The organism is Stenotrophomonas sp. SXG-1 (assembly GCF_014083965.1).
Lineage (GTDB): Bacteria > Pseudomonadota > Gammaproteobacteria > Xanthomonadales > Xanthomonadaceae > Stenotrophomonas > Stenotrophomonas geniculata.
This window is the reverse complement of the sequence record NZ_CP046588.1, coordinates 14656-33534: the sequence shown is the minus strand read 5'-3', so window position 1 is coordinate 33534 and position 18879 is coordinate 14656. Positions and strand designations below refer to the sequence as shown.

The 18879-nt window shown below is 66.6% G+C and carries 15 protein-coding genes and 1 pseudogene; 8 read left to right on the top strand and 8 right to left on the bottom strand.

The annotated features are described in order from the left end of the window. Window positions 1-99: 99 nt before the first annotated feature. Window positions 100-2850, bottom strand: a complete 2751-nt coding sequence (locus GOC52_RS00140; protein WP_029550752.1) for a TonB-dependent receptor — start codon at window positions 2848-2850, stop codon at window positions 100-102. 285 nt (window positions 2851-3135) lie between these two features. Between GOC52_RS00140 and GOC52_RS00135 the strand changes: the two genes are divergently transcribed. The 4 genes from GOC52_RS00135 (at window position 3136) to GOC52_RS00120 (ending at window position 6426) form a co-directional block, all read left to right on the top strand. After that, window positions 3136-4155 carry a sugar kinase gene (locus GOC52_RS00135; RefSeq protein ID WP_026346897.1) on the top strand — a complete coding sequence of 340 codons (1020 nt, stop codon included), beginning with the start codon at window positions 3136-3138 and terminating at the stop codon, window positions 4153-4155. Then, window positions 4142-4780, top strand: a complete 639-nt coding sequence (eda, locus tag GOC52_RS00130) for a bifunctional 4-hydroxy-2-oxoglutarate aldolase/2-dehydro-3-deoxy-phosphogluconate aldolase (RefSeq protein WP_143994208.1) — start codon at window positions 4142-4144, stop codon at window positions 4778-4780. The genes GOC52_RS00135 and eda overlap by 14 nt, the downstream gene beginning before the upstream one ends. Before the next feature lie 96 nt (window positions 4781-4876). Continuing rightward, window positions 4877-5905: an alcohol dehydrogenase AdhP gene (gene adhP / locus GOC52_RS00125; RefSeq protein WP_071305979.1), complete on the top strand. Its 1029-nt coding sequence runs from the start codon at window positions 4877-4879 to the stop codon at window positions 5903-5905. A 128-nt stretch (window positions 5906-6033) separates the two neighbouring features. After that, complete coding sequence (locus GOC52_RS00120) at window positions 6034-6426, top strand: hypothetical protein (RefSeq protein WP_049436144.1); 393 nt, start codon at window positions 6034-6036, stop codon at window positions 6424-6426. A 75-nt stretch (window positions 6427-6501) separates the two neighbouring features. Here the strand turns inward: GOC52_RS00120 and ligD are convergent. The 3 genes and pseudogenes from ligD to GOC52_RS00105 form a co-directional block, all read right to left on the bottom strand. Next, window positions 6502-8927 (bottom strand): annotated as a pseudogene (ligD, locus tag GOC52_RS00115) (DNA ligase D). A gap of 3 nt (window positions 8928-8930) precedes the next feature. Continuing rightward, complete coding sequence (gene ku / locus GOC52_RS00110; protein ID WP_019338571.1) at window positions 8931-9836, bottom strand: non-homologous end joining protein Ku; 906 nt, start codon at window positions 9834-9836, stop codon at window positions 8931-8933. Window positions 9837-9975: 139 nt separating this feature from the next. Continuing rightward, complete coding sequence (locus tag GOC52_RS00105; RefSeq protein ID WP_010487387.1) at window positions 9976-10374, bottom strand: hypothetical protein; 399 nt, start codon at window positions 10372-10374, stop codon at window positions 9976-9978. A 145-nt stretch (window positions 10375-10519) separates the two neighbouring features. On the opposite strand from GOC52_RS00105, the gene GOC52_RS00100 reads away from it, so the two are divergent. After that, the gene (locus tag GOC52_RS00100; protein ID WP_029380149.1) at window positions 10520-10864 is read left to right on the top strand and encodes a hypothetical protein; all 345 of its coding nucleotides are present in this window, start codon (window positions 10520-10522) and stop codon (window positions 10862-10864) included. A 42-nt stretch (window positions 10865-10906) separates the two neighbouring features. On the opposite strand, the gene GOC52_RS00095 is transcribed toward GOC52_RS00100, so the two are convergent. Then, a complete protein-coding gene (locus tag GOC52_RS00095) occupies window positions 10907-12997 on the bottom strand; it encodes a TonB-dependent receptor family protein (protein ID WP_191850388.1) in 2091 nt (696 codons plus the stop codon). Window positions 12998-13168: 171 nt separating this feature from the next. Between GOC52_RS00095 and GOC52_RS00090 the strand changes: the two genes are divergently transcribed. The 3 genes from GOC52_RS00090 to GOC52_RS00080 all read left to right on the top strand — a co-directional run bounded on the left by GOC52_RS00090 (window position 13169) and on the right by GOC52_RS00080 (window position 16544). Next, entirely contained in the window at window positions 13169-14371 is a 1203-nt protein-coding gene (locus tag GOC52_RS00090; protein WP_191850385.1) for an amino acid aminotransferase, read from the top strand. A gap of 340 nt (window positions 14372-14711) precedes the next feature. Continuing rightward, the gene (locus tag GOC52_RS00085; protein ID WP_049436134.1) at window positions 14712-15728 is read left to right on the top strand and encodes a class 1 fructose-bisphosphatase; all 1017 of its coding nucleotides are present in this window, start codon (window positions 14712-14714) and stop codon (window positions 15726-15728) included. A gap of 108 nt (window positions 15729-15836) precedes the next feature. After that, window positions 15837-16544 (top strand): 2OG-Fe(II) oxygenase, encoded by a 708-nt coding sequence (locus GOC52_RS00080; protein ID WP_019337497.1) that lies wholly within the window; start codon window positions 15837-15839, stop codon window positions 16542-16544. Window positions 16545-16600: 56 nt separating this feature from the next. Here the strand turns inward: GOC52_RS00080 and GOC52_RS00075 are convergent, their stop codons facing one another. From GOC52_RS00075 to GOC52_RS00065, 3 genes are all read right to left on the bottom strand, one after another. After that, window positions 16601-17692: a PA0069 family radical SAM protein gene (locus GOC52_RS00075; protein WP_043397720.1), complete on the bottom strand. Its 1092-nt coding sequence runs from the start codon at window positions 17690-17692 to the stop codon at window positions 16601-16603. Window positions 17693-17834: 142 nt separating this feature from the next. Beyond that, the gene (locus tag GOC52_RS00070; RefSeq protein WP_043397717.1) at window positions 17835-18578 is read right to left on the bottom strand and encodes a pyridoxine 5'-phosphate synthase; all 744 of its coding nucleotides are present in this window, start codon (window positions 18576-18578) and stop codon (window positions 17835-17837) included. Window positions 18579-18587: 9 nt separating this feature from the next. Continuing rightward, window positions 18588-18857: a hypothetical protein gene (locus GOC52_RS00065; RefSeq protein WP_010487410.1), complete on the bottom strand. Its 270-nt coding sequence runs from the start codon at window positions 18855-18857 to the stop codon at window positions 18588-18590. Between the last annotated feature and the right edge of the window lie 22 nt (window positions 18858-18879).

Sequence of the window (18879 nt, the reverse complement as noted above, 5' to 3'; positions counted from 1 at the left end):
CCGCCGGACCGTAGCAAGGCCACGCCGCAGCGGCACCTTGCGGCGCAGCAGCGGTCATGGCGAACCGCGGCGCGTATCGGTACGCGCCGCCGGCGTTGCTCAGAACTTGTAGCGCACGCCCAGCAGGAACTGGCGGCCGGTTTCGGTGTACTGGAGTGGCAGGCGGCCGGTGGCGGGCGAGTACACCCATTCATCCGAGGCTTCGTTGGTCAGGTTGATGCCTTCCAGGCTCAGTTCCAGCTGGTCGCTGATCTTGTAGCGGATGGACGCATCAATGACCGTGGTGCCGGTCATGCCGTGGTAGCCGTCCAGGTTGAAGCCGGTTTCCTGACCGGGCACCTGGGTGAGGTAGTCATCGCGGTTGGTGGCGGAGACGCGGCCAGCGAAGGTCTCGCCTTCGTAGAACAGCGTTGCGTTCCATGACGATTTGGACAGGCCCAGCAGATCGTTCTTCATCACCGGCTGGCCAGCCGAGTTGATGTACTGGATCTTCGATTCGACCCAGGTGTAGTTCAGCTGCACGCCCAGGTTCGACCACTTGCCCGGCAGGAAAGTGAAGGGCTGGGTGTAGTTCGCCTCGGCGCCGTACAGCTCACCGCCGGGGGTATTGACTGGCCGGGTGAAGGTGAAGTCGTCGGTGGGCGAGGCGCCGGTACCGGTCAGCAGTTCGGCAGGCAGGCCGCTGTCGGTGTACGGGCGGTTCTCGCGCAGGGTCTGGACCGAGGTCTCGATGTCCTTGTAGAACAGGCCCAGGCCCGCCATCGCGCCTTCGGCGAAGTACCACTCGAAGCCCAGGTCGACATTGGTGGCGCGCGTCGGGTCCAGGTTGGGATTGCCGCTGGAGATGGTGCGCGCACCACCGGCCACGGCCACGGTTGCACCTGGCGTCAGGCTGCCCAGGCCCGGGCGGGTCATGACCTTGGCCGCACCCAGGCGGATCAGGAAATCGGGCGTGACCTCGGCCACCAGGTTGAACGAGGGCAGGGTGTCATCGTAGGTGCGGGTGGCGGTGGTGGAGGTGGTACCACTGGCCAGCGTCGACAGCCCGGTGGAGGTCTGCCTGGTGCGCACGTAGCGCACGCCGAAGTTGCCCGACAGCGGCAGCGAGCCGATTTCGGTGCTGAACTCGCCCATCAGGTAGGCACCACGGTCCTTCTCTTCCACGCTGCGCACGTTGTTGGCGCGCGGCGCGACGGCATAGATGCCGCTGTTGCTGTAGATGTCGAACTGGTCGGCGATTGCATCCAGGTTCGGCACCACCCAGTTGGACGGATTGCCATTGATGCCCTTCAGGCCGGCCTGGTTGATCATGTCCACGGGCACGATCCTGCTGCCGCTGGCGAAGGTCGGCACGGCCAGTTCGCTGGCACGGCGCAGTTCGGTGGTCTTGAACGTGTAGTCCTTGGCAAGCACGCCGCCCTTCAGGCGGAAGCCGGGGCTGATGTTCCAGTTGAAGTCGATCTGGCCGGTATCGAAGTCGTTGTCCACGTACTGCGGGCGCAGGCGGATTTCCGCCAGTTCCCAACCGTTGGGGTCGGTCGGGTCGATGCCGTAGTTGAGGATCGGGAAGCGGCTGTTGCCACGGTAGTCGTAGCTGTAGCCCTTGACGTCGTACTTGTCCATGATGACGGTGGTCTGCACTGGATTCTCGTGCCTGGAGCGCGAGATGCCCAGCTTGCCGGACACGGTGAAGTCGTCGCCGAAACGGTGCTGGCCGTTCAGGCTGATCTGCTTGAACTCGGTGCTCCACTCGTCGTGGCGGTTCTCGGTACGGATGTCGACGTTGTCGAATTCACCGTACAGCAGCGCGCCGTTGCGGATCTCGCCGTTCCTGACGATGGTGCTCGGCTTGCCGACCAGGCGCGGGGTGCTGCTGCTGCCACGGCTGAAGGAAATCGCTTCGATGTACTGCTCGTCGCGGGTGGCATCGATCTTCGAGTACAGCATGTCCAGCGATACTTCACTGGCATCGCTGGGCTTCCACTGCAGCGAGCCGGTCACGCCCAGGCGCTTCTGCTCGTGTTCCATCTGCACGTAGCGCGGGAAGCGCGGGTGGAATACATCAGCGGCGCGTGCGGCGGCGAACGGCGATGACGCAGCGAAGTTGCCATTGCTCGGGCCGTTGGCCCAGCGGCCGGTGTTGGAGCCTTCCTCCAGTGCCTGGCGCTCGGAGTAGGCCACCGACAGGAGGGCGCCGAAGGTACCATCGGCGAAGGTGTTGGAGACCAGCGCGGCCAGCCGCGGGTCGGCCTTTTCGGCCATCTGGTTGTAGCCGGCCTGGCCGCTTGCGGCGAAGGTGAAGCCGTCGTAGTCGAACGGGCGCGCGGTGCGCAGGTCGACAGTGGCACCCAGCGAGCCTTCCTCGACGTCGGCCGAGGCGGTCTTGCGCACCACCAGCTGCGAGAACAGGTCCGAGGCAAACACGTTGAAGTCGAAACCGCGGCCGCGGTTGGTACCACCGCTCTGGTCACCGGCGCCGACGGTGGTCAGCGCTTCCATCCCATTGATGCGCACGCGGGTGAAATCCGGGCCCAGGCCGCGCACCGAGATGTTGCGGCCTTCGCCGGCTTCGCGTGTGATCACCACGCCCGGAATGCGCTGCAGCGATTCAGCCAGATTGAGGTCGGGAAACTTGCCGATGTCTTCGGCGACGATGGCATCGACCACGCCGGCCTCGCCGCGCTTGATGTCCAGCGCCTTTTCGACACTGGCGCGATAGCCTGTGACGTTCACCGTGTCCAGGTCGGTAGCGGTCTGCTGCTGGGCGGCCGCGCTGGTGGACAGGGCGAGTCCCACCCCCAGGGCCAGCAAGGTAACCGGTGTCTTTTTTCCATGGATCCGAGATTGCATGCCTTTCCCCTCTCCCAAAGGTCTGGTATCGCAGCTGCGCGGCGAAATGACACCGCTAGTCAAAACCGACGTTAGCAGCACCACCGGGATCGGGCATCTTGCACCGCAACAGATTTGCAATGTCTCCAAGACGCTTGCAGGACAAAGGTTTCGACATATAGCCCAAGCGCTCTCAAGGCGTCTTCGGTCTAGAATGACACCGCTAGCCAATCGCCACGCCCCTCGCGTGGTCCACTTACACGCCATGCAGTGTCCCATGCTGGTGGCACGCGTGAAGGAGCTGAGATGGGTCGTATCGTGTGTTTTGGAGAGTTGTTGCTGCGCCTGGGTGCCCCCGGCAACGAACTGCTGCTGCAGTCGCCGCAACTCCAGGTCCATGTGGGAGGGGCCGAAGCCAACGTGGGTGTCTCGCTGTCCCGGCTTGGACATCAGGTGGCCATGGTCAGCACCGTGGCCGGCAATGCGCTGGGGGCGCATGTACTGGGTGAACTGCGGCGGCACGGCGTGGATACGCGCGGTGTGCGCGAGGACGCCGAGGGCCGCATGGGCCTGTACTTCCTCACCACCGGCGCGGTACAGCGCGCGAGCGAAGTGGTCTACGACCGCGCGGATTCGGCGTTCGCGCGCAGCACTGCAGCCGACTACGACTGGCCAGCGCTGCTGCAGGACGCGCAGTGGCTGCACGTCTCCGGGGTCAGCCCGGCGTTGGGCCCGCACGTGGCGGCGGCCACGCTGGCGGCGGCGCGCGCGGCAAGACAGGCCGGTGTCCGCGTCTCCTTCGACGGCAATTTCCGGCCCCGCCTCTGGCAGCGCTGGGGAGGCGATGCGCAGGCGGTATTGCGCGAACTGTTCGCGCAGGCCGACATCGTGTTCGCCGACTACCGCGACATGGAGGTCGTACTGGGCACCCGCTTCACCCAGCCGGACCTGATGGAGCGGATCGACGCGGCCGCTGCCGCCGCGTTCGGTGCCTTTCCGCAACTGCAGTGGATGGCCTGCACGCAGCGGCAGGTGCTGAGCGTGGACCACCATGTGCTGGGCGCTGTGTTGCTGGGTTGCGACGGAACCCGCGCACAGGCCCCACTGCGTCATCTGCAGGGCATCGTCGACCGCATCGGTGGCGGTGATGCCTTCGCGGCCGGCATCCTGCATGGCATCCTGTCCGGCCTTGATGCCGACGCCACCGTGCGGTTCGGCCTGGCCGCCGGGGCGCTGAAGCACTCCATCCCCGGCGATTTCAATCCTGTCAGCGAAGCTGACGTGCTGGCCCTGATGGGCGAGGAGCGATTCGATGTCCGCCGCTGATCCGCGCGTACGCGCGGTCCTGAAACTGGCACCGGTGATTCCGGTGTACACCCCCGAAGACGTGAATGACGCGGTCGAAGTGGCCCAGGCCCTGTTCCGCGGCGGCCTGCCGGTGATCGAAGTGACCCTGCGCACGCCGCAGGCGCTGGACGCGATCACGGCCATGGTCGAGGCCGTACCGGACGCGGTGATCGGTGCCGGCACCGTGCTTACCCCGGCGCAGATGCAGGCGGCGAAGCAGGCCGGAGCGCGTTTCGCGGTGTCCCCCGGCGCCACGCCGGCACTGTACGCGGCCGCGCGCGATGCCGACCTGCCGTACCTGCCCGGTGCGGCCACGGCCTCGGACCTGATCCTGGGCCTGGAGCACGGCCAAGACACGTTCAAGTTCTTTCCCGCCGTGCAGGCCGGCGGTGCCGCACTGCTGGCGGCCTGGCACGGCCCGTTCGCCGATGTACGCTTCTGCCCGACCGGTGGCATCAGCGCGCAGACCGCGCCGCAGTTCCTGCACCTGCCCAACGTGCTGTGCGTGGGCGGCTCGTGGCTGACCACACCGGCACTGCTGCAGACCCGTGACTGGGACGCCATCGAGCGCCTCGCCCGCGAGGCGTCGGTGCTGGCCAGCTGAACCTGCTGCACGAATCGTCAAAGGTTTGATCGTGATCAAAGCGCCGGCCTCGAGCCGGCGTCATTCTGTGGGCAAGCGCACTACGGAGATCCGAACATGAATTCCACCATGAAGGCCGCTGTCGTGCGTGAGTTCGGCAAGCCACTGGTCATCGAGGAAGTCTCGGTACCACGCCCGGGGGCGGGCGAGGTACTGGTCAGGATCGAGGCCTGTGGCGTCTGCCACACCGACCTGCACGCCGCCGAGGGCGACTGGCCGGTGAAACCGAACCCGCCGTTCATCCCCGGTCACGAGGGCGTGGGGCACATCGTGGCCGTGGGAGGCGGGGTAGGGCACGTCAAGGAAGGCGACAGGGTCGGCATCCCCTGGTTGTACTCGGCGTGTGGCCATTGCGAACACTGCCTGGGCGGCTGGGAAACGCTGTGCGAGACGCAGCGCAACACCGGCTACTCGGTCAACGGCGGCTTCGCCGAGTACGCACTGGCCGATGCCAACTATGTCGGCCTGCTTCCGAAGGACGTGGGCTTCGTCGAGATCGCGCCGGTGCTGTGCGCCGGCGTGACCGTCTACAAGGGCCTGAAGGTGACCGACACCAAGCCAGGGGACTGGGTGGTGATTTCCGGCATCGGCGGCCTGGGCCACATGGCCGTGCAGTACGCCCGCGCAATGGGCCTGAACGTGGCGGCGGTGGACGTGGACGACAACAAGCTGGCGTTGGCCCGGCAGCTCGGCGCGCAGATCACCGTCAACGCGCGCACCACCGACCCCGCTGCCTTCCTGAAGAAGGAAATCGGCGGCGCGCACGGCGCCCTGGTCACGGCGGTGTCGCCGAAGGCGTTCGAGCAGGCACTGGGCATGGTCCGCCGTGGCGGTACCGTTTCGCTCAACGGTCTGCCGCCGGGCAACTTCCCGCTGGACATCTTCGGCATGGTGCTCAACGGCATCACCGTGCGGGGCTCGATCGTCGGCACCCGGCTGGACCTGCAGGAGTCGTTGCAGTTCGCCGCCGAGGGCAAGGTCGCCGCCACAGTCAGCACCGACCGCCTGGAAAACATCAACGAGGTGTTCGCGCGCATGCACGCGGGCACCATCGAAGGCCGCGTGGTGCTCGACTTCGCCGCCTGACCGCCTGTGCATGGCCGCCGTCGCTCCGTCCCCCTCTCCCACGGACGCGGCGGCCATGCCGATCCATCGGTAGTACCGGCCCCAGGCCGGCAAACCCCAGGCACGCCGCACAGCCGTACAATGCGCGCATGCCCGGCCTGCTCAAGACCCTGTTCCTGTCCTTCGTCGCCCTGATCGGCGGCGTGCTGTCGCTTGCGCTGGTCAGCAGCGTCGCCAGCTGGCTGCCCCCGCTGGTGGGCATGTCGCCGGACAACAACAGCGTGCAGCTGGGGTGGGATCTGGCCTTCAGCGTGCTCGGTGGCATCGCCGGCATTTCCTTCGCCACCTACTACGCGCCCTGCTGGCCACGCTCGCATGGTTTTTCCATCTGGTCACTGATCGCGCTGGGCTGCGGCTACGCGGTGTGGACCGCAGGCGCGGATTTCCCGCTCTGGTTCGTCATTTCGCTGCTGGCGTCGCTGCCGTTGCAGCTGCTGATCGGCTGGTGGTTCGGCCGCCGCGCGTCGCGCGACGCAAGGTAACGCCGCCCCTGTAGAGCCGAGCCCATGCTCGGCTGCCTGTGTCGATGTGCATGCAAGCCGAGCATGGGCTCGGCTCTACAGGTCCATGCGCGGCAGCGTCTGCTTCAACCGCGCGATGCCCTGCCATGGGTCACCCTTCAGCCGCTTCGCCCGCGCCAGCGCCTTGGCCATCGGAAACGCGTCGGCCGCACTGACGCGTGCAAGCTCTTCCCAGCGCAGCGGCACTGCCACGCCGGCGCTGTCGCGTGCACGCAGCGACCACGAGCACACGCTGGTAGCACCCCGTGTGTTGCGCAGCCAGTCGATGAAGATCACCCCGCCGCGCTTGGCCTTGCTCATCGTCGCCACGTAGCGATCAGGCTGCTCCAGCGCCATTGCCTGCGCGAACGCCTCGCAGAACGCCTTTGCCTCGTCCCAGCCTGCCTTGGGCTGCAGCGGCACCACCACGTGCACGCCCTTGCCACCGGACAGGCGTACGAAGCTCTTCAGGCCCACCTGTTGCAGGCGGTCGCGCACATCGCGTGCACCGGCTTTCACCTGTGCCCAGCTGACGCCTTCGCCGGGGTCGAGATCGAACACCAGACGATCCGGATGTTCGGGATCGGCCACGGTCGCGCCCCAGGGATGCAGCTCCAGGGTGTTCATCTGCACCAGCTGCAGCAGGCCGCGCGTGTCGTCGATGTAGACGTAATCCTCGCGGCCGCTCTTCTGCTGCAGGGGCACCGCATGTACCGCATCGCCCAGGCCGGGACCATGGTGCTTCTGGAAGAAACAAGCCTTGCCTACGCCGTCCGGGCAGCGCAGCAGTGACAGTGGACGTCCGGCGATTTCGGGCAGGATCCAGCGCGCCATGCGCTGATAGTAGTCGGCCACGTCGCCCTTGCGCAGTTTCTGCTTTGGAAACACCACCCGCTCCGGATGAGTGATCTGGACCTCACCTCCGGCTTCGGCATCTGCGGTGCTCATTCCCAGGTCCTCCTTCTGCTTGTCGCTGCACAGCCGCTTGAAACCGGCCTGGCGCAGCAGGCCTTCCTTGCCCCAGCCACGGAACGCCACCTCCGCCACCGCCACTGGTGTCACCCAGCGTACGCTGGCAGCGCGGAACGGCACATGCGCCGGCAGCTGCAGCACGGGCGTCTTCACTGCCAATGGCCGCAGTGCCTTGAGCAGCGCACGCAGGCTTTCATCGTCGAAGCCGGTGCCAACGCGGCCGACATAGCGCAGGCCAGCCAGCCGACAATCACGAACTCGTCGGTGTCTTCGTGCTTCACCTTCACCCAGCTGCGCGCGCGGGTATTCACGTACGGCGCATCCACCTGCTTGCTGACGATGCCTTCAAAGCCGGCCTCGCCGCTGGCATCGAATACCTGCGGCCCATGGTCGATCACGTGTTCGCTGAAGGCCAGGGTGCCGGGCGCGGGCCCGATGAGGTCCTTCAGCAGCGCCTTGCGCTCCACCAGCGGTGCACGACTGATGTCCACGCCGGCCACACCCGGAAGATCGAACACGATGTAGCGCAGTGGTTGTTTCGAACTGCCGTCGATCACGCGCTGCAACGCTGCGAAGTCACTGCGTCCTTCCTTGTCCAGCACCACCAGCTCACCGTCCAGTCGCGCATCACGCACCGGCAGCGCCCGCACGGCCTGCACGACCTCGGGAAAATCGGCCGTCCAGTCCAGGCCGTTGCGCGAGCGGAGTTTCACCTCGCCAGCGTGCAGGTCGGCCAGCAGCCGATAGCCATCCCACTGGATCTCATGCAGCCAGCGCTCGCCGTCCGGGGCACTGTCGCGATGATCGGTCAACTGCGGTTTGAACCCGCGCGGATAGGGCGTATCACGTGCGCCATGCAGCTGCAGTGCGCGTGCATGCCAGCGCGCATCGGCCTTGCGTGTGGTCGTCCGCGCGGCGGGGACCGAGCGCACCGCCTTCCCTGCGGAACGCTTCTTCGCCGCAGGTGCTCGTTTCGGCATCGGTGCCGTCAGCAGGTCATCCGCCTCGGCGTCGCGCGCTTCACCATCGTCGCGCTTGATCAGCAGCCATTGCACCTGGCGTCCTTTCATCGCGGTGCGCACCAGCTTCCAGCCACCGATCAGGCGTTGCCCATGCAGCACGAAGTCGATCTTTCCTGCCGCCAGTGCCTGCAGAGGATCACCTTCGCAGGCCCAGGTACCCTGATCAAACACCTCGACGTGGCCCGCGCCGTAGTGGCCTTCGGGAATGTCTCCCTCGAAGGTGGCGTAGGACAGCGGGTGATCTTCCACTTCCACGGCCAACCGCTTCTCGCCGACGCGAAGCGAAGGACCTTTCGGCGCCGCCCAGCTCTTCAGCACGCCGTCCATCTCAAGGCGGAAGTCGTAGTGGCGCGAGCTGGCATGGTGCAGCTGGATGACGAAGGTCGGCCGCCGCCTCGGATCACCGCGGACGCGCGTGTCGTCAGGCTCCGGTGTCTGCCCGGCGCCACCGCCAAGTCGGCGTTTGCGCCGGTACTGGTGCAGCGACATGGTTCAACCTGCCTTGCGCCGGGTGGTTTTCTTCACGGCCTTTTTGGCGGTCTTCTTCGCAGCCTTCTTCGCCGGTGCCTTGCGCGTCGCCGTCTTCTTCGCCGGCGTGCGCGTGTTCGCATCCAGGCTCTTCTGCAGCAGCGCCATGAAATCGACCACGTTGGTACTGGCATCTTCGCGCGGTGCCGGCTCATCGTCCACCCGCGTGGTGCCGCCCTTGGACTTGATGCGCTTGTTCAGCACCTGCTGGAGGCGCTCGCGGAACTCATCGTGGTACTGCGACGGGTCCCAATCACCGGACATCGACTCGATCAACTGCTCGGCCATCGCCGTTTCCTTGCTGGTGATGCGGTAGTCGGCGAGCTTCCCGGTGGGCAGCTTGTAATCCTCGGGATCCACCAGTTCCTGCGGATAGCGCAGGATCATCAGCACCAGCGCGTCCTCATGCGGCATCACCGCACACAGGTATTCCCGTGTGCGCACCACTACCCGTGCGATGCCCACCTTGCCGGTACTGCGCAATGTCTCGCGCAGCAGCACGTAGCCCTTTTCGGCCTTCTTGCCGGGTACCAGCAGATAGGGTTTCTCGTAGTAGCGCGGGTCGATCTGCGCCGCATCCACGAACGATTCCACCTCCACCGCTTCGTGGCTTTCCGGCGCGGCCGACCGGATATCACCTTCCTCCAGCACGACGTAGCTGCCCTTGTCGTACTCATAGGCTTTGACGATGTCCTTCCAGGGCACTTCCTCGCCGGTGTCGGCGTTGACCCGTTCGAAACGGATCGGCTTGCGATCGCGGGAGTCGAGCATGCGGAACTGCAGATCGACCTTGCGTTCGCCGGACATCAGCGACACCGGCACATTGAGCAGGCCAAACGACAGCGTGCCGGTCCAGATCGGGCGGGCCATGGGCGTACCTTTGGCGGGGCAGGGTGCCCAGCGTGGGCCGGAGGGCGTAAACCAACCGTGTCCGTGCCGTGCACGTCAGGTGGCGCGACCACTTGGCTGTAGAGCCGAGCCCGCGCTCGGCTGCTTCAAGTGCCCGCCACTACTGCAGCAACGGCCTCACCGCCGCCGCCGGAATATGGTCCAGTGCGCGCCAGGCATCCTCCACCACCGGCCGTGCCTGCGACCAGCTCAACCGCGACTGCCCGCGCATCTGCTCCCAGTGCTCGGCCAGTTCCTCGCAGGTATCGGCGGCATCACCACGTGGCCAATCCGCGGCGTGGGTGGTCAGCGCGAAGGCATACACCGGGCACAGATCACGCCAGTTGCGGTGGCTCTGGCCACGCCTCTCCTCGTAATCGCTGAGCATGTACTGCAGGTAATCCTGTGCCACCGCCTGCGGATCTTCCTGGCGGCGCGTGCGGCGCTGCGCAGTGCGCTGGCCAAGCGGATCGAGCAGGGCGTTGAACACGGACGGTGCGGGTCGTTCAAGACGGGGCATGGCCGGCTCCTGCAGCGGGGGCGGGTGGGCAGGAATACGCGCGGTGCCGTTACCGGGGGGTGAGCGAGATGTTCATGACGCCAGGTTCGCAGTGGCTTTACCTGCAGGGCGGTGTAGTGGGAGCCCCGAGTGCAGGTACCAGACCATGAGCCGAGAGACCTCACGAGACCCGATGCGGGAAAACCACCCGCCCCTTCCCGGTGAACAGCGCGGCAAGCGCGATGCCGACAACGCCGACTACCGCGGCACCGGTGCGCCGTTCTTCGATGCCGAGCACGGTGACGACCATCTGCCGGTGAGACATGTGGCTGAACAGGCGGCCCAGGACCGCAAGGATGGCGGTGACCGCCATCGCGGTGGCCAGGAGAGCCCGCTCAAGCGCCGCGAGCGCAAGCAGCGCGCCAGCGACAACCAGGACGAGGCGCTGGAGGAAACCTTCCCCGCCAGCGACCCGACCTCGCCGTTCGTACCGGCCAAGGCCCCCGATTGACGGTAGCGCCGGGCCCTGCCCGGCGCGCGCAGCGGTCCCGCGCTAGCGCCACGACCACTGCACACCCACGCTGGCCCGCCGTCCCGGCCCGGGCTCGTAGTAGCGGCCATTGCCATCGTTGACGATCACCGAGCCGATGTAGGCTTGGTCCAGCACGTTCTCCAGCCGCGCGAAAGCACGCAGTTCACCGCCGGGCAGGGTCCAGCGGCGTCCGCCCTCCACGTGCAACAGGGCAAAGCCCGGCGCCCGTTCGGTGGCGACGTCGTTGACCACGGTATCGCTGCTGGCCGTGGCCTCCAGTGCCCATTGCCAGTCGGCGGGGCTCCACTGCAGGCGTGCGAACGCCTGCTGGCGCGGCACACCCGGCAAGCGACTGCCCGCCGCGACCACGTTGTTCGAGGTCAGGTAAGGCGAGCGCACCTGCGCCTGCAGCCAGGTCCAGGCCAACTGCAGTTCCAATTGCTCGGCCAGCGGCTGTCGGTACTGCAGTTCCACGCCCTGGCGGCGGGTGCGGCCAATGTTGCGATAGGTGCTGCGCCCTCCGGTGTTGCTGGCAACGGCCAGCTCATCGTCGGTATCTGCACGGAACAGGCTGATATCGAGCTGGATTCCGCCCTGCGCGTGCCACTTGCTGCCAATCTCCAGATTGCGGCTGCGGGCGGCCGCCAGGTCCAGTGCCAATCCCGCCTGCCCGTCGGCGCGATAGCCCAGTTCGTTGAAGGTGGGGGTTTCGAAACCGCGGCCGACCGCAGCATGCAGCCGCCACTGCGGGCTGGCCTCAAAGCTGATCCCGGCCACCGGCGTGGTGGCCTGGTAGCGCCGGCGGCCACTGTCATCCGGGTTGCGGCCGATGATGTAGCGGTCGTCGGATTCGAAGCGCACGGTGCTGTGGCGCAGGCCAGCCAGCAATGACCAGCGTGGACTCCACTGCCACCACGCCTGCGCGAACTGATCGACGTTATGCACGGTGTCGATCTGGTCTCTGCGCAGGCGCCCACGTACGCCCAGCGTGCTGCCGATGAAGTTCTCGTAGCCGGTCCGATGCTGGCGCTGGCGGTCGGCGCTGAGCCCGGCCACCAGGTCCAGCGGCCGCCCGGCCAGATCGCCGTGCCAGCCCCAGCGCGCGTCCAGCCCGCCGTAGCCGGCGTCCAGATCGATCACGCCGCCGGCATGCAGCGGATTGGCCTGCGCCGTGGGCGGAATGGGCAGGAACTGGGTCACCGCGCGCTGCCCGGCATAGCCCATCAACTGCCAGCGCTGCGCTCCCGTTTCACGGGTCCAGCGCAGGCCGGCCTGCTGCTGGCGCACCGATTTGCGGGTGTTGTACTGGTGCGCAACTGCCGTGGCCTGGCGCGGATCAGCCGCCACCTGGGCACGGGTCAGGCCCAGCGGATCCTGTGCATCGGGGGCATCGAGCGCATTGAGCAACAGCTCCAGCCGCCCACCGCCCAGCGCACCACCGATGCGTGCGTTGAGCGATTCACGGCGCGCACGGCTATGGTCCCGCCAGCCATCGGTGCGGAAGTGATTGGCGGCGATGTTGTAGTCCAGCAGTTGGCCGGCACCCTTCAGCTGCGCGCCGACACTGAGCGTGTTGTCGGCGCCAGCGTTGAGCCGCAGCCGCCAGGGGTCGCCGGCCTGGCCCTGCGCGCTCCAGACCTGAAGCACGCCGCCGGAGGAATTGCCGTACAGCGCCGAGAACGGCCCGCGCAGCACGTCGATGCGTTCAGCGCCCAACAGGCTGGCATGCGACAGCTGGCCCTGGCCGTCAGGCATGGTCGCGGGCACCCCGTCGATCAACACCCGCACCCCGCGCACACCGAAGGTCGAGCGCGCGCCGAAGCCACGGATCGACAGCTGCGTGTCCTGCGCGAAGTTCTGCCGGTCGCGCGCCAGCAGCCCCGGTACCCCGGCCAGCGCCTCGGACAGCTGCGCGCCGGTGCCCGCGCGGCTGGCATTGATCCAGACCGTGTCCTGGCTGGCCGGCAGCGCGAACGGGTCGATGCCCGGCACCCGTGCGGCCTGTACCTGCACCGCAGGCAGGGCGGTGGGCGCAGGCTCGGCCACCGCTGTCCAGGGCGACAGCAGCAGGGCAGACAGCGGCAGGCAACAGCGTCGTGCGGCGGGATTCATGATTCAGGTTGATGGATCGGGCGGCAACGCACGCCATGGTACGGGGCTGCGGATGACGATGGCGGCGGCCAGCCCCGGCAGGCTTTGTTACGATGGGCTGTTTCCGGCCGAAAAGCCGCGAACCGCGTGGCGCAATTCCTCCCCCTTTCCGTCTACCGAACGAGTACCGCCGTGTCCTTCTTTGCAAACGTGGAACTGGTCCCAGGCGACCCGATCCTGGGCCTGACCGAGGCGTACAACGCCGACAGCCGCCCGACCAAGGTCAACCTGGGTGTGGGCATCTACTACGACGAGAGCGGCCGCATTCCGCTGCTGCGCGCCGTCAAGCAGATCGAGCAGCAGCTCGCCGCTGAAGCCAAACCGCGCGGCTATCTGCCGATCGATGGCCTGCCGGCGTACACGCAGGCCACGCGTGAGCTGGTGTTCGGCAAGGACTCGCCGCTGCTGGCCGCCGGCCGCGTCACCACCGCACAGACCGTTGGTGGCAGCGGTGCGCTGCGCGTCGGCGCCGACGTGCTGAAGAAGCTGCTGCCGCACGCCACCGTTGCGCTGAGCAACCCGAGCTGGGAAAACCACCGCGCCGTGTTCAGCGCGGCCGGTTTCGAGGTGCTGGACTACACCTACTTCGACCCGACCACCCATGGGGTTGATTTCGACGGCATGCTGGCCGACCTGGGCAAGCTGGAAGCCGGCACCGTGCTGCTGCTGCATGCCTGCTGCCACAACCCCACCGGTGCCGACCTCACGGTCAGCCAGTGGAAGCAGGTCGCGCAGCTGCTGAAGGACCGCCAGCTGTTCCCCTTCATCGACATGGCCTACCAGGGCTTCGACAAGGGCATCGAACAGGACGGCGCCGCGGTGCGCATCATCGCCGAAGCAGGCATCGACAGCTTCATCGTCGCCAACTCGTACTCCAAGTCGTTCTCGCTGTACGGCGAGCGCGTGGGTGCGCTGTCGATGGTGGCACCGACCGCCGCTGACGCCAAGGCGGTGCAGTCGCAGGTCAAGCGCGTGATCCGCACCATCTACTCCAGCCCGTCCACCCACGGTGCCGCGCTGGTGGCCGGCGTGCTGACCAACCCGGAACTGCGTGCGATGTGGGAGCAGGAGCTGACCGAGATGCGCGAGCGCATCCACGCCCTGCGCCAGGGCCTGGTCGAGAAGCTGGCCGCTGCAGGTGCACCGCAGTTCGGCTTCATCAACGAGCAGGCCGGCATGTTCTCCTACTCCGGCCTGAGCCGTGAGCAGGTCGAGCGCCTGCGCGACGAGTTCGGCATCTACGCCGTCGGCACCGGCCGCATCTGCGTGGCCGCGCTGAACCAGAACAACCTGGAGTACGTCGCCAAGGCCGTGGCCACCGTCGCCAAGGGCTGAAGCAACACTGCACTGGTTTGAGAACAAAGGCGCCGAAAGGCGCCTTTGTTTTTTCTCTTGCTCTTGCCTTTGCCTTCCTCACCGCGCTCGCGGCGAACCCTGAAGCGCAGGGCGAGGCACACCGTGGCCAGGACCGTGAGGCGCATGGATGCGCCGACCGAGCCCCCATGGATGGGTTTACGGCGTGTCCTGGCCACGGTGTGCCTCGCCCTGCGCCTCCATGAAGGAAGGCGCCGACAGCGCAACGCATCTGGAAACGATTACGCCTTCCCGCGCTCACGCACGGCCCCGCCATACGGGCGACAATAGGCGTTTTCCCGCTGCCGAGACCTGCCCGACCATGTCCCGTACTTCGTTGACCCGCTTCCTGATCCAGGAACAGCACGCCGGCCGCATCAATGCCGACCTGCGCCAGCTGATCGCGGTCGTCGCCCGCGCCTGCACCAGCATCTCCATCGCCGTCAGCAAGGGCGCCCTCGGTGGCGTGCTCGGCGACGCCGGTACCGGCAACGTGCAGGGCGAAGCGCAGAAGAAGCTGGATGTGATCAGCAACGAGATCCTGCTCGAAGCCAACGCCTGGGGTGGCCACCTAGCCGCCTGCGCCTCCGAAGAAATGGACCACAGCCAGCCGGTGCCGGACATCTACCCGCGTGGTGATTTCCTGCTGCTGTTCGATCCCCTCGACGGCAGCTCCAACATCGACGTCAACGTCTCCGTCGGCACCATCTTCTCGGTACTGCGCTGCCCGACCAATGTCGAACTTCCGGGCGATGACGCCTTCCTGCAGCCGGGCAGCAAGCAGATCGCCGCCGGCTACTGCATTTACGGGCCCAGCACCCAGCTGGTGCTGACCGTCGGCCACGGTACCCATGCCTTCACCCTGGACCGCGAGAAGGGCGAGTTCGTGCTGACCACCGAGAACATGCAGATCCCGGCGGCAACCCAGGAGTTCGCCATCAACATGTCCAACCAGCGTCACTGGGAAGCGCCGATGCAGGCCTACGTCGGCGACCTGCTGGCGGGCAAGGAAGGCGCGCGCGGCAAGAACTTCAACATGCGCTGGATCGCCAGCATGGTGGCCGACGTGCATCGCATCCTGACCCGCGGCGGCATCTTCATCTACCCGTGGGACAAGAAGGATCCGTCCAAGGCCGGCAAGCTGCGCCTGATGTACGAAGCCAACCCGATGGGCCTGCTGGTCGAACAGGCCGGCGGCGCCGCCTGGACCGGCCGCGAGCGCATCCTCGACATCCAGCCCGACCAGCTGCACCAGCGCGTACCGGTGTTCCTCGGTTCGCGCGAGGAAGTGGCTGAAGCCGTGCGCTACCACAACGCGCACGACGACGCACAGGGCTGAGGGCCTATCGCCTGACAGCGGTCATGGCAGTTCGATGACATGACCGTGGGGTGACACCGAGGGCGGCAAACGGCACCATCAAGCCGTTGCCGCCTAAGGAATGCACGCATGCACGAGCAGGGCCCGGTCGATTTCATCGAAGTCATCCACAACGCCGTCCCCAGCGAGGTCTGCGCGGCCATCGTTGAACGCCTGCGCGCCACGCGTGGCCTGCAGCCCGGTGCCGTGGGCAGTGGCGTGTTCCCGGAACTCAAGCACAGCAAGGATCTGCGCATCAGTGGCCTGGACGGCTGGCAGGATGTCGACCAGCAGCTGCAGATCGCGGTGTTCAACGGCCTGCTGACTTATCTACGCCGTTATCCACAGGCATTGATTGCGCCGCTGATGTTGCAGATCCAGGACAGCAACGGCCAACCGCGACGCCTGTCTGCCGAGGACTTCCCCGACATGCCGCCACAGCAACTGGCGGATCTTGCGCGGACCTGCCTGCGCCCCGGCGCCATCAACCTGCAGTGGTATGCGGCGGGCGAGGGTGGTTACCCCTACTGGCACTGCGAGCTGTACCCGAAGGATGCGCAGGCCGAGACCCTGCACCGGCACGTGCTGTGGACGCTGTACCTCAACGACGACTTTGACGAAGGCGAGACCGAGTTCCTGTTCCAGGGGCGGAAGATCGCACCTCGTACCGGCAGCCTGCTGATTGCGCCGACTGCGTTCACTCATACCCATCGTGGCAATCGCCCGCAGGGTGGGGACAAGTTCATCGCGACCAGCTGGATCCTGTTCCAGAGTGCGCAGAAGTTGTTCGGGGGGTGACGCCGAGCGGCTCGTCGGCCTCGGATGTAGAGTCGAGCCATGCTCGACGGATGGACTCAGAACAACGACCCCTGCGGCGAATCCTTCTTCGGCGGCAACGGCTTCAGGAACCGGCTGCAATCCAGCTTCGGCCAATGACTGTTCTGCGCGTTGAAGCCGAGGCGCTTGCGCGCCAGCTTGAAGCGGTTGTTCAACAGATCCGCATACACACCCTGGCCCCGCATGCGGGTTCCGAACTGGCTGTCGTAGTCCTTGCCGCCACGCAGCTGCTGGATGGTGCTCATCACATGCGCGGCACGATCGGGATGATGGGTGTCCAGCCAGTCGCGGAACAACGGCGCCACTTCAAGCGGCAAGCGCAGCAGCACGTAACCAGCGGTACTGGCGCCAGCGTCGTGCGCAGCCTCCAGCACGGCCTCCAGCTCGCTGTCGTTGATCCATGGGATCACCGGCGCCACCATCACACCGACCGGAATGCCCGCTTCATGCAGACGCTTCATCGCGCGCAGCCGTGCATGCGGCGCCGATGCGCGCGGTTCCAGCTTTGCGGAAAGATGCGGGTCCAGCGTGGTCACCGAGAAGTGCACGCTGACCAGGTTCTCCGCCGCCAGCGGTGCAAGCAGATCGATATCGCGCTCGACCAGTGCGTTCTTGGTGATCAGCGAAAAAGGATGCTTGGTCTCCAGCATCACTTCGATCAGCTGGCGGGTCAGCTTGAACTTGCGCTCGATCGGCTGGTACGCATCGGTATTGATGCCCAGTGCGATCGGCTGCGGCACGTAACCCGGCTTCGACAGCTCCTTGCGCAGCAGCTGGGGGGCATTGGTCTTGGCGAACAGCTTGGTCTCGAAGTCCAGGCCCGGCGACAGGTTCAGATAGGCATGCGAGGGGCGCGCGAAGCAGTAGGAGCAGCCATGCTCGCAGCCGCGGTAGGGATTTACCGACTGGCTGAAGCCGACGTCCGGCGAGGTGTTGCGGGTGATGATGCTACGCGCGGTCTCGGCACGCACCTCGGTGCGGAGGCGCGGGGCAAGGAACTCCTCGCTCTCGTCCACCGCCCAGCCGTCGTCCACCGCCTCGCTGACGGTGCTTTCAAAGCGCCCGGCAAGGTGGGACGTGGAACCTCGGCCCTTGATCGCAATACCCATTGTGGCAGCGTACATCGTGGCCGTCTCAATGGCTGCGACGGCCGCCTGAAGGGTTCAGGGCGGTGCTGAGCCGAGCATGGGCTCGGCTCTACAGTTGATGCAGAGACCTTGTAGAGCCGAGCCTACGCTCGGCTGCAATGCATCAGAGCAGCGCCAGGTAGCCGCGCACCGTAGCATCCAGCCCGTCATACAGCGCTTCGCCGATCAGCGCGTGGCCGATCGATACTTCCAGCACGTCCGGCACGTTCGCCAGGAAGTCACGCAGGTTGTCCTGCGACAGGTCGTGGCCGGCGTTGACGCCCAGCCCAACCGCCTGTGCGCGGCGTGCGGCGGTGGCAAACAGCGCCAGCATCGCCTCGGCATCACCGGCGGCGTGCGCTTCGGCGTAGGGGCCGGTGTACAGCTCGATGCGATCGGCGCCGACGTCGGCCGCCTGCTCCAGCAGCGGATTACCGGCGTCAACGAACAGGCTGACCCGGCAACCCATCGCCTTCAGTTCGGCCACCAGTGGTCGCAACCGCTCGCCGTCACGCTCGAAGTCGAAACCGTGATCGGACGTGATCTGCCCATCGCCATCCGGCACCAGCGTGGCCTGCGCCGGGCGGGTCTGTTCGCACAGCGGCAGCAGCCCGGGGTAGCCCTCGCGCGGCGGCGCGAACGGGTTGCCTTCGATGTTGAATTCGACGCCACGCGCGCGGGTCAGCGTCGACAGCGCCAGCACGTCCTCGGCGGTGATGTGTCGGCGGTCCGGCCGCGGGTGCACGGTGATGCCATGCGCACCGGCGTCCAGGCAGGCCTGGGCGGCACGCACCACGTCCGGTTCGGCACCGCCGCGCGAATTGCGCAGGACGGCGATCTTGTTGACGTTGACGCTGAGCTGGGTCATGGAACGGAACTACTTGGAAAGAGGGGACGGATCGTGGTCGTTGTGGTCGTCACCAGGGCGGGCCTGGGCCCGCTCGCGCAGGCGGCGCAGTTCCTCGGCATCGACCAGGGTGGCAGGGTCGCGCTGCAGATCGCCGAAGCGGGCCACGTAGCGGCCTCGCACCCAGGCCAGCAGGAAGGCGAGGGCGGCCAGCAGGCACAGAGTCATCAGCCCGGCGCTGGGGGTCTTCAGCGCGAAGGCGAAACAGCCCAGCGCCAGCAGCAGGTACAACCAGTACATAGTGGGGCTCCCCGGGTGATCG

Coding starts and splice junctions, on each gene's coding strand:
- GOC52_RS00095 (WP_191850388.1), bottom strand. CDS start 12,997: ATGAATCCCGCCGCACGACGCTGTTGCCTGCCGCTGTCTGCCCTGCTG.
- GOC52_RS00120 (WP_049436144.1), top strand. CDS start 6,034: ATGCCCGGCCTGCTCAAGACCCTGTTCCTGTCCTTCGTCGCCCTGATC.
- GOC52_RS00080 (WP_019337497.1), top strand. CDS start 15,837: ATGCACGAGCAGGGCCCGGTCGATTTCATCGAAGTCATCCACAACGCC.
- ku (WP_019338571.1), bottom strand. CDS start 9,836: ATGGCCCGCCCGATCTGGACCGGCACGCTGTCGTTTGGCCTGCTCAAT.
- GOC52_RS00140 (WP_029550752.1), bottom strand. CDS start 2,850: ATGCAATCTCGGATCCATGGAAAAAAGACACCGGTTACCTTGCTGGCC.
- GOC52_RS00075 (WP_043397720.1), bottom strand. CDS start 17,692: ATGGGTATTGCGATCAAGGGCCGAGGTTCCACGTCCCACCTTGCCGGG.
- GOC52_RS00070 (WP_043397717.1), bottom strand. CDS start 18,578: ATGACCCAGCTCAGCGTCAACGTCAACAAGATCGCCGTCCTGCGCAAT.
- adhP (WP_071305979.1), top strand. CDS start 4,877: ATGAATTCCACCATGAAGGCCGCTGTCGTGCGTGAGTTCGGCAAGCCA.
- GOC52_RS00105 (WP_010487387.1), bottom strand. CDS start 10,374: ATGCCCCGTCTTGAACGACCCGCACCGTCCGTGTTCAACGCCCTGCTC.
- GOC52_RS00085 (WP_049436134.1), top strand. CDS start 14,712: ATGTCCCGTACTTCGTTGACCCGCTTCCTGATCCAGGAACAGCACGCC.
- GOC52_RS00065 (WP_010487410.1), bottom strand. CDS start 18,857: ATGTACTGGTTGTACCTGCTGCTGGCGCTGGGCTGTTTCGCCTTCGCG.
- GOC52_RS00100 (WP_029380149.1), top strand. CDS start 10,520: ATGAGCCGAGAGACCTCACGAGACCCGATGCGGGAAAACCACCCGCCC.
- GOC52_RS00135 (WP_026346897.1), top strand. CDS start 3,136: ATGGGTCGTATCGTGTGTTTTGGAGAGTTGTTGCTGCGCCTGGGTGCC.
- eda (WP_143994208.1), top strand. CDS start 4,142: ATGTCCGCCGCTGATCCGCGCGTACGCGCGGTCCTGAAACTGGCACCG.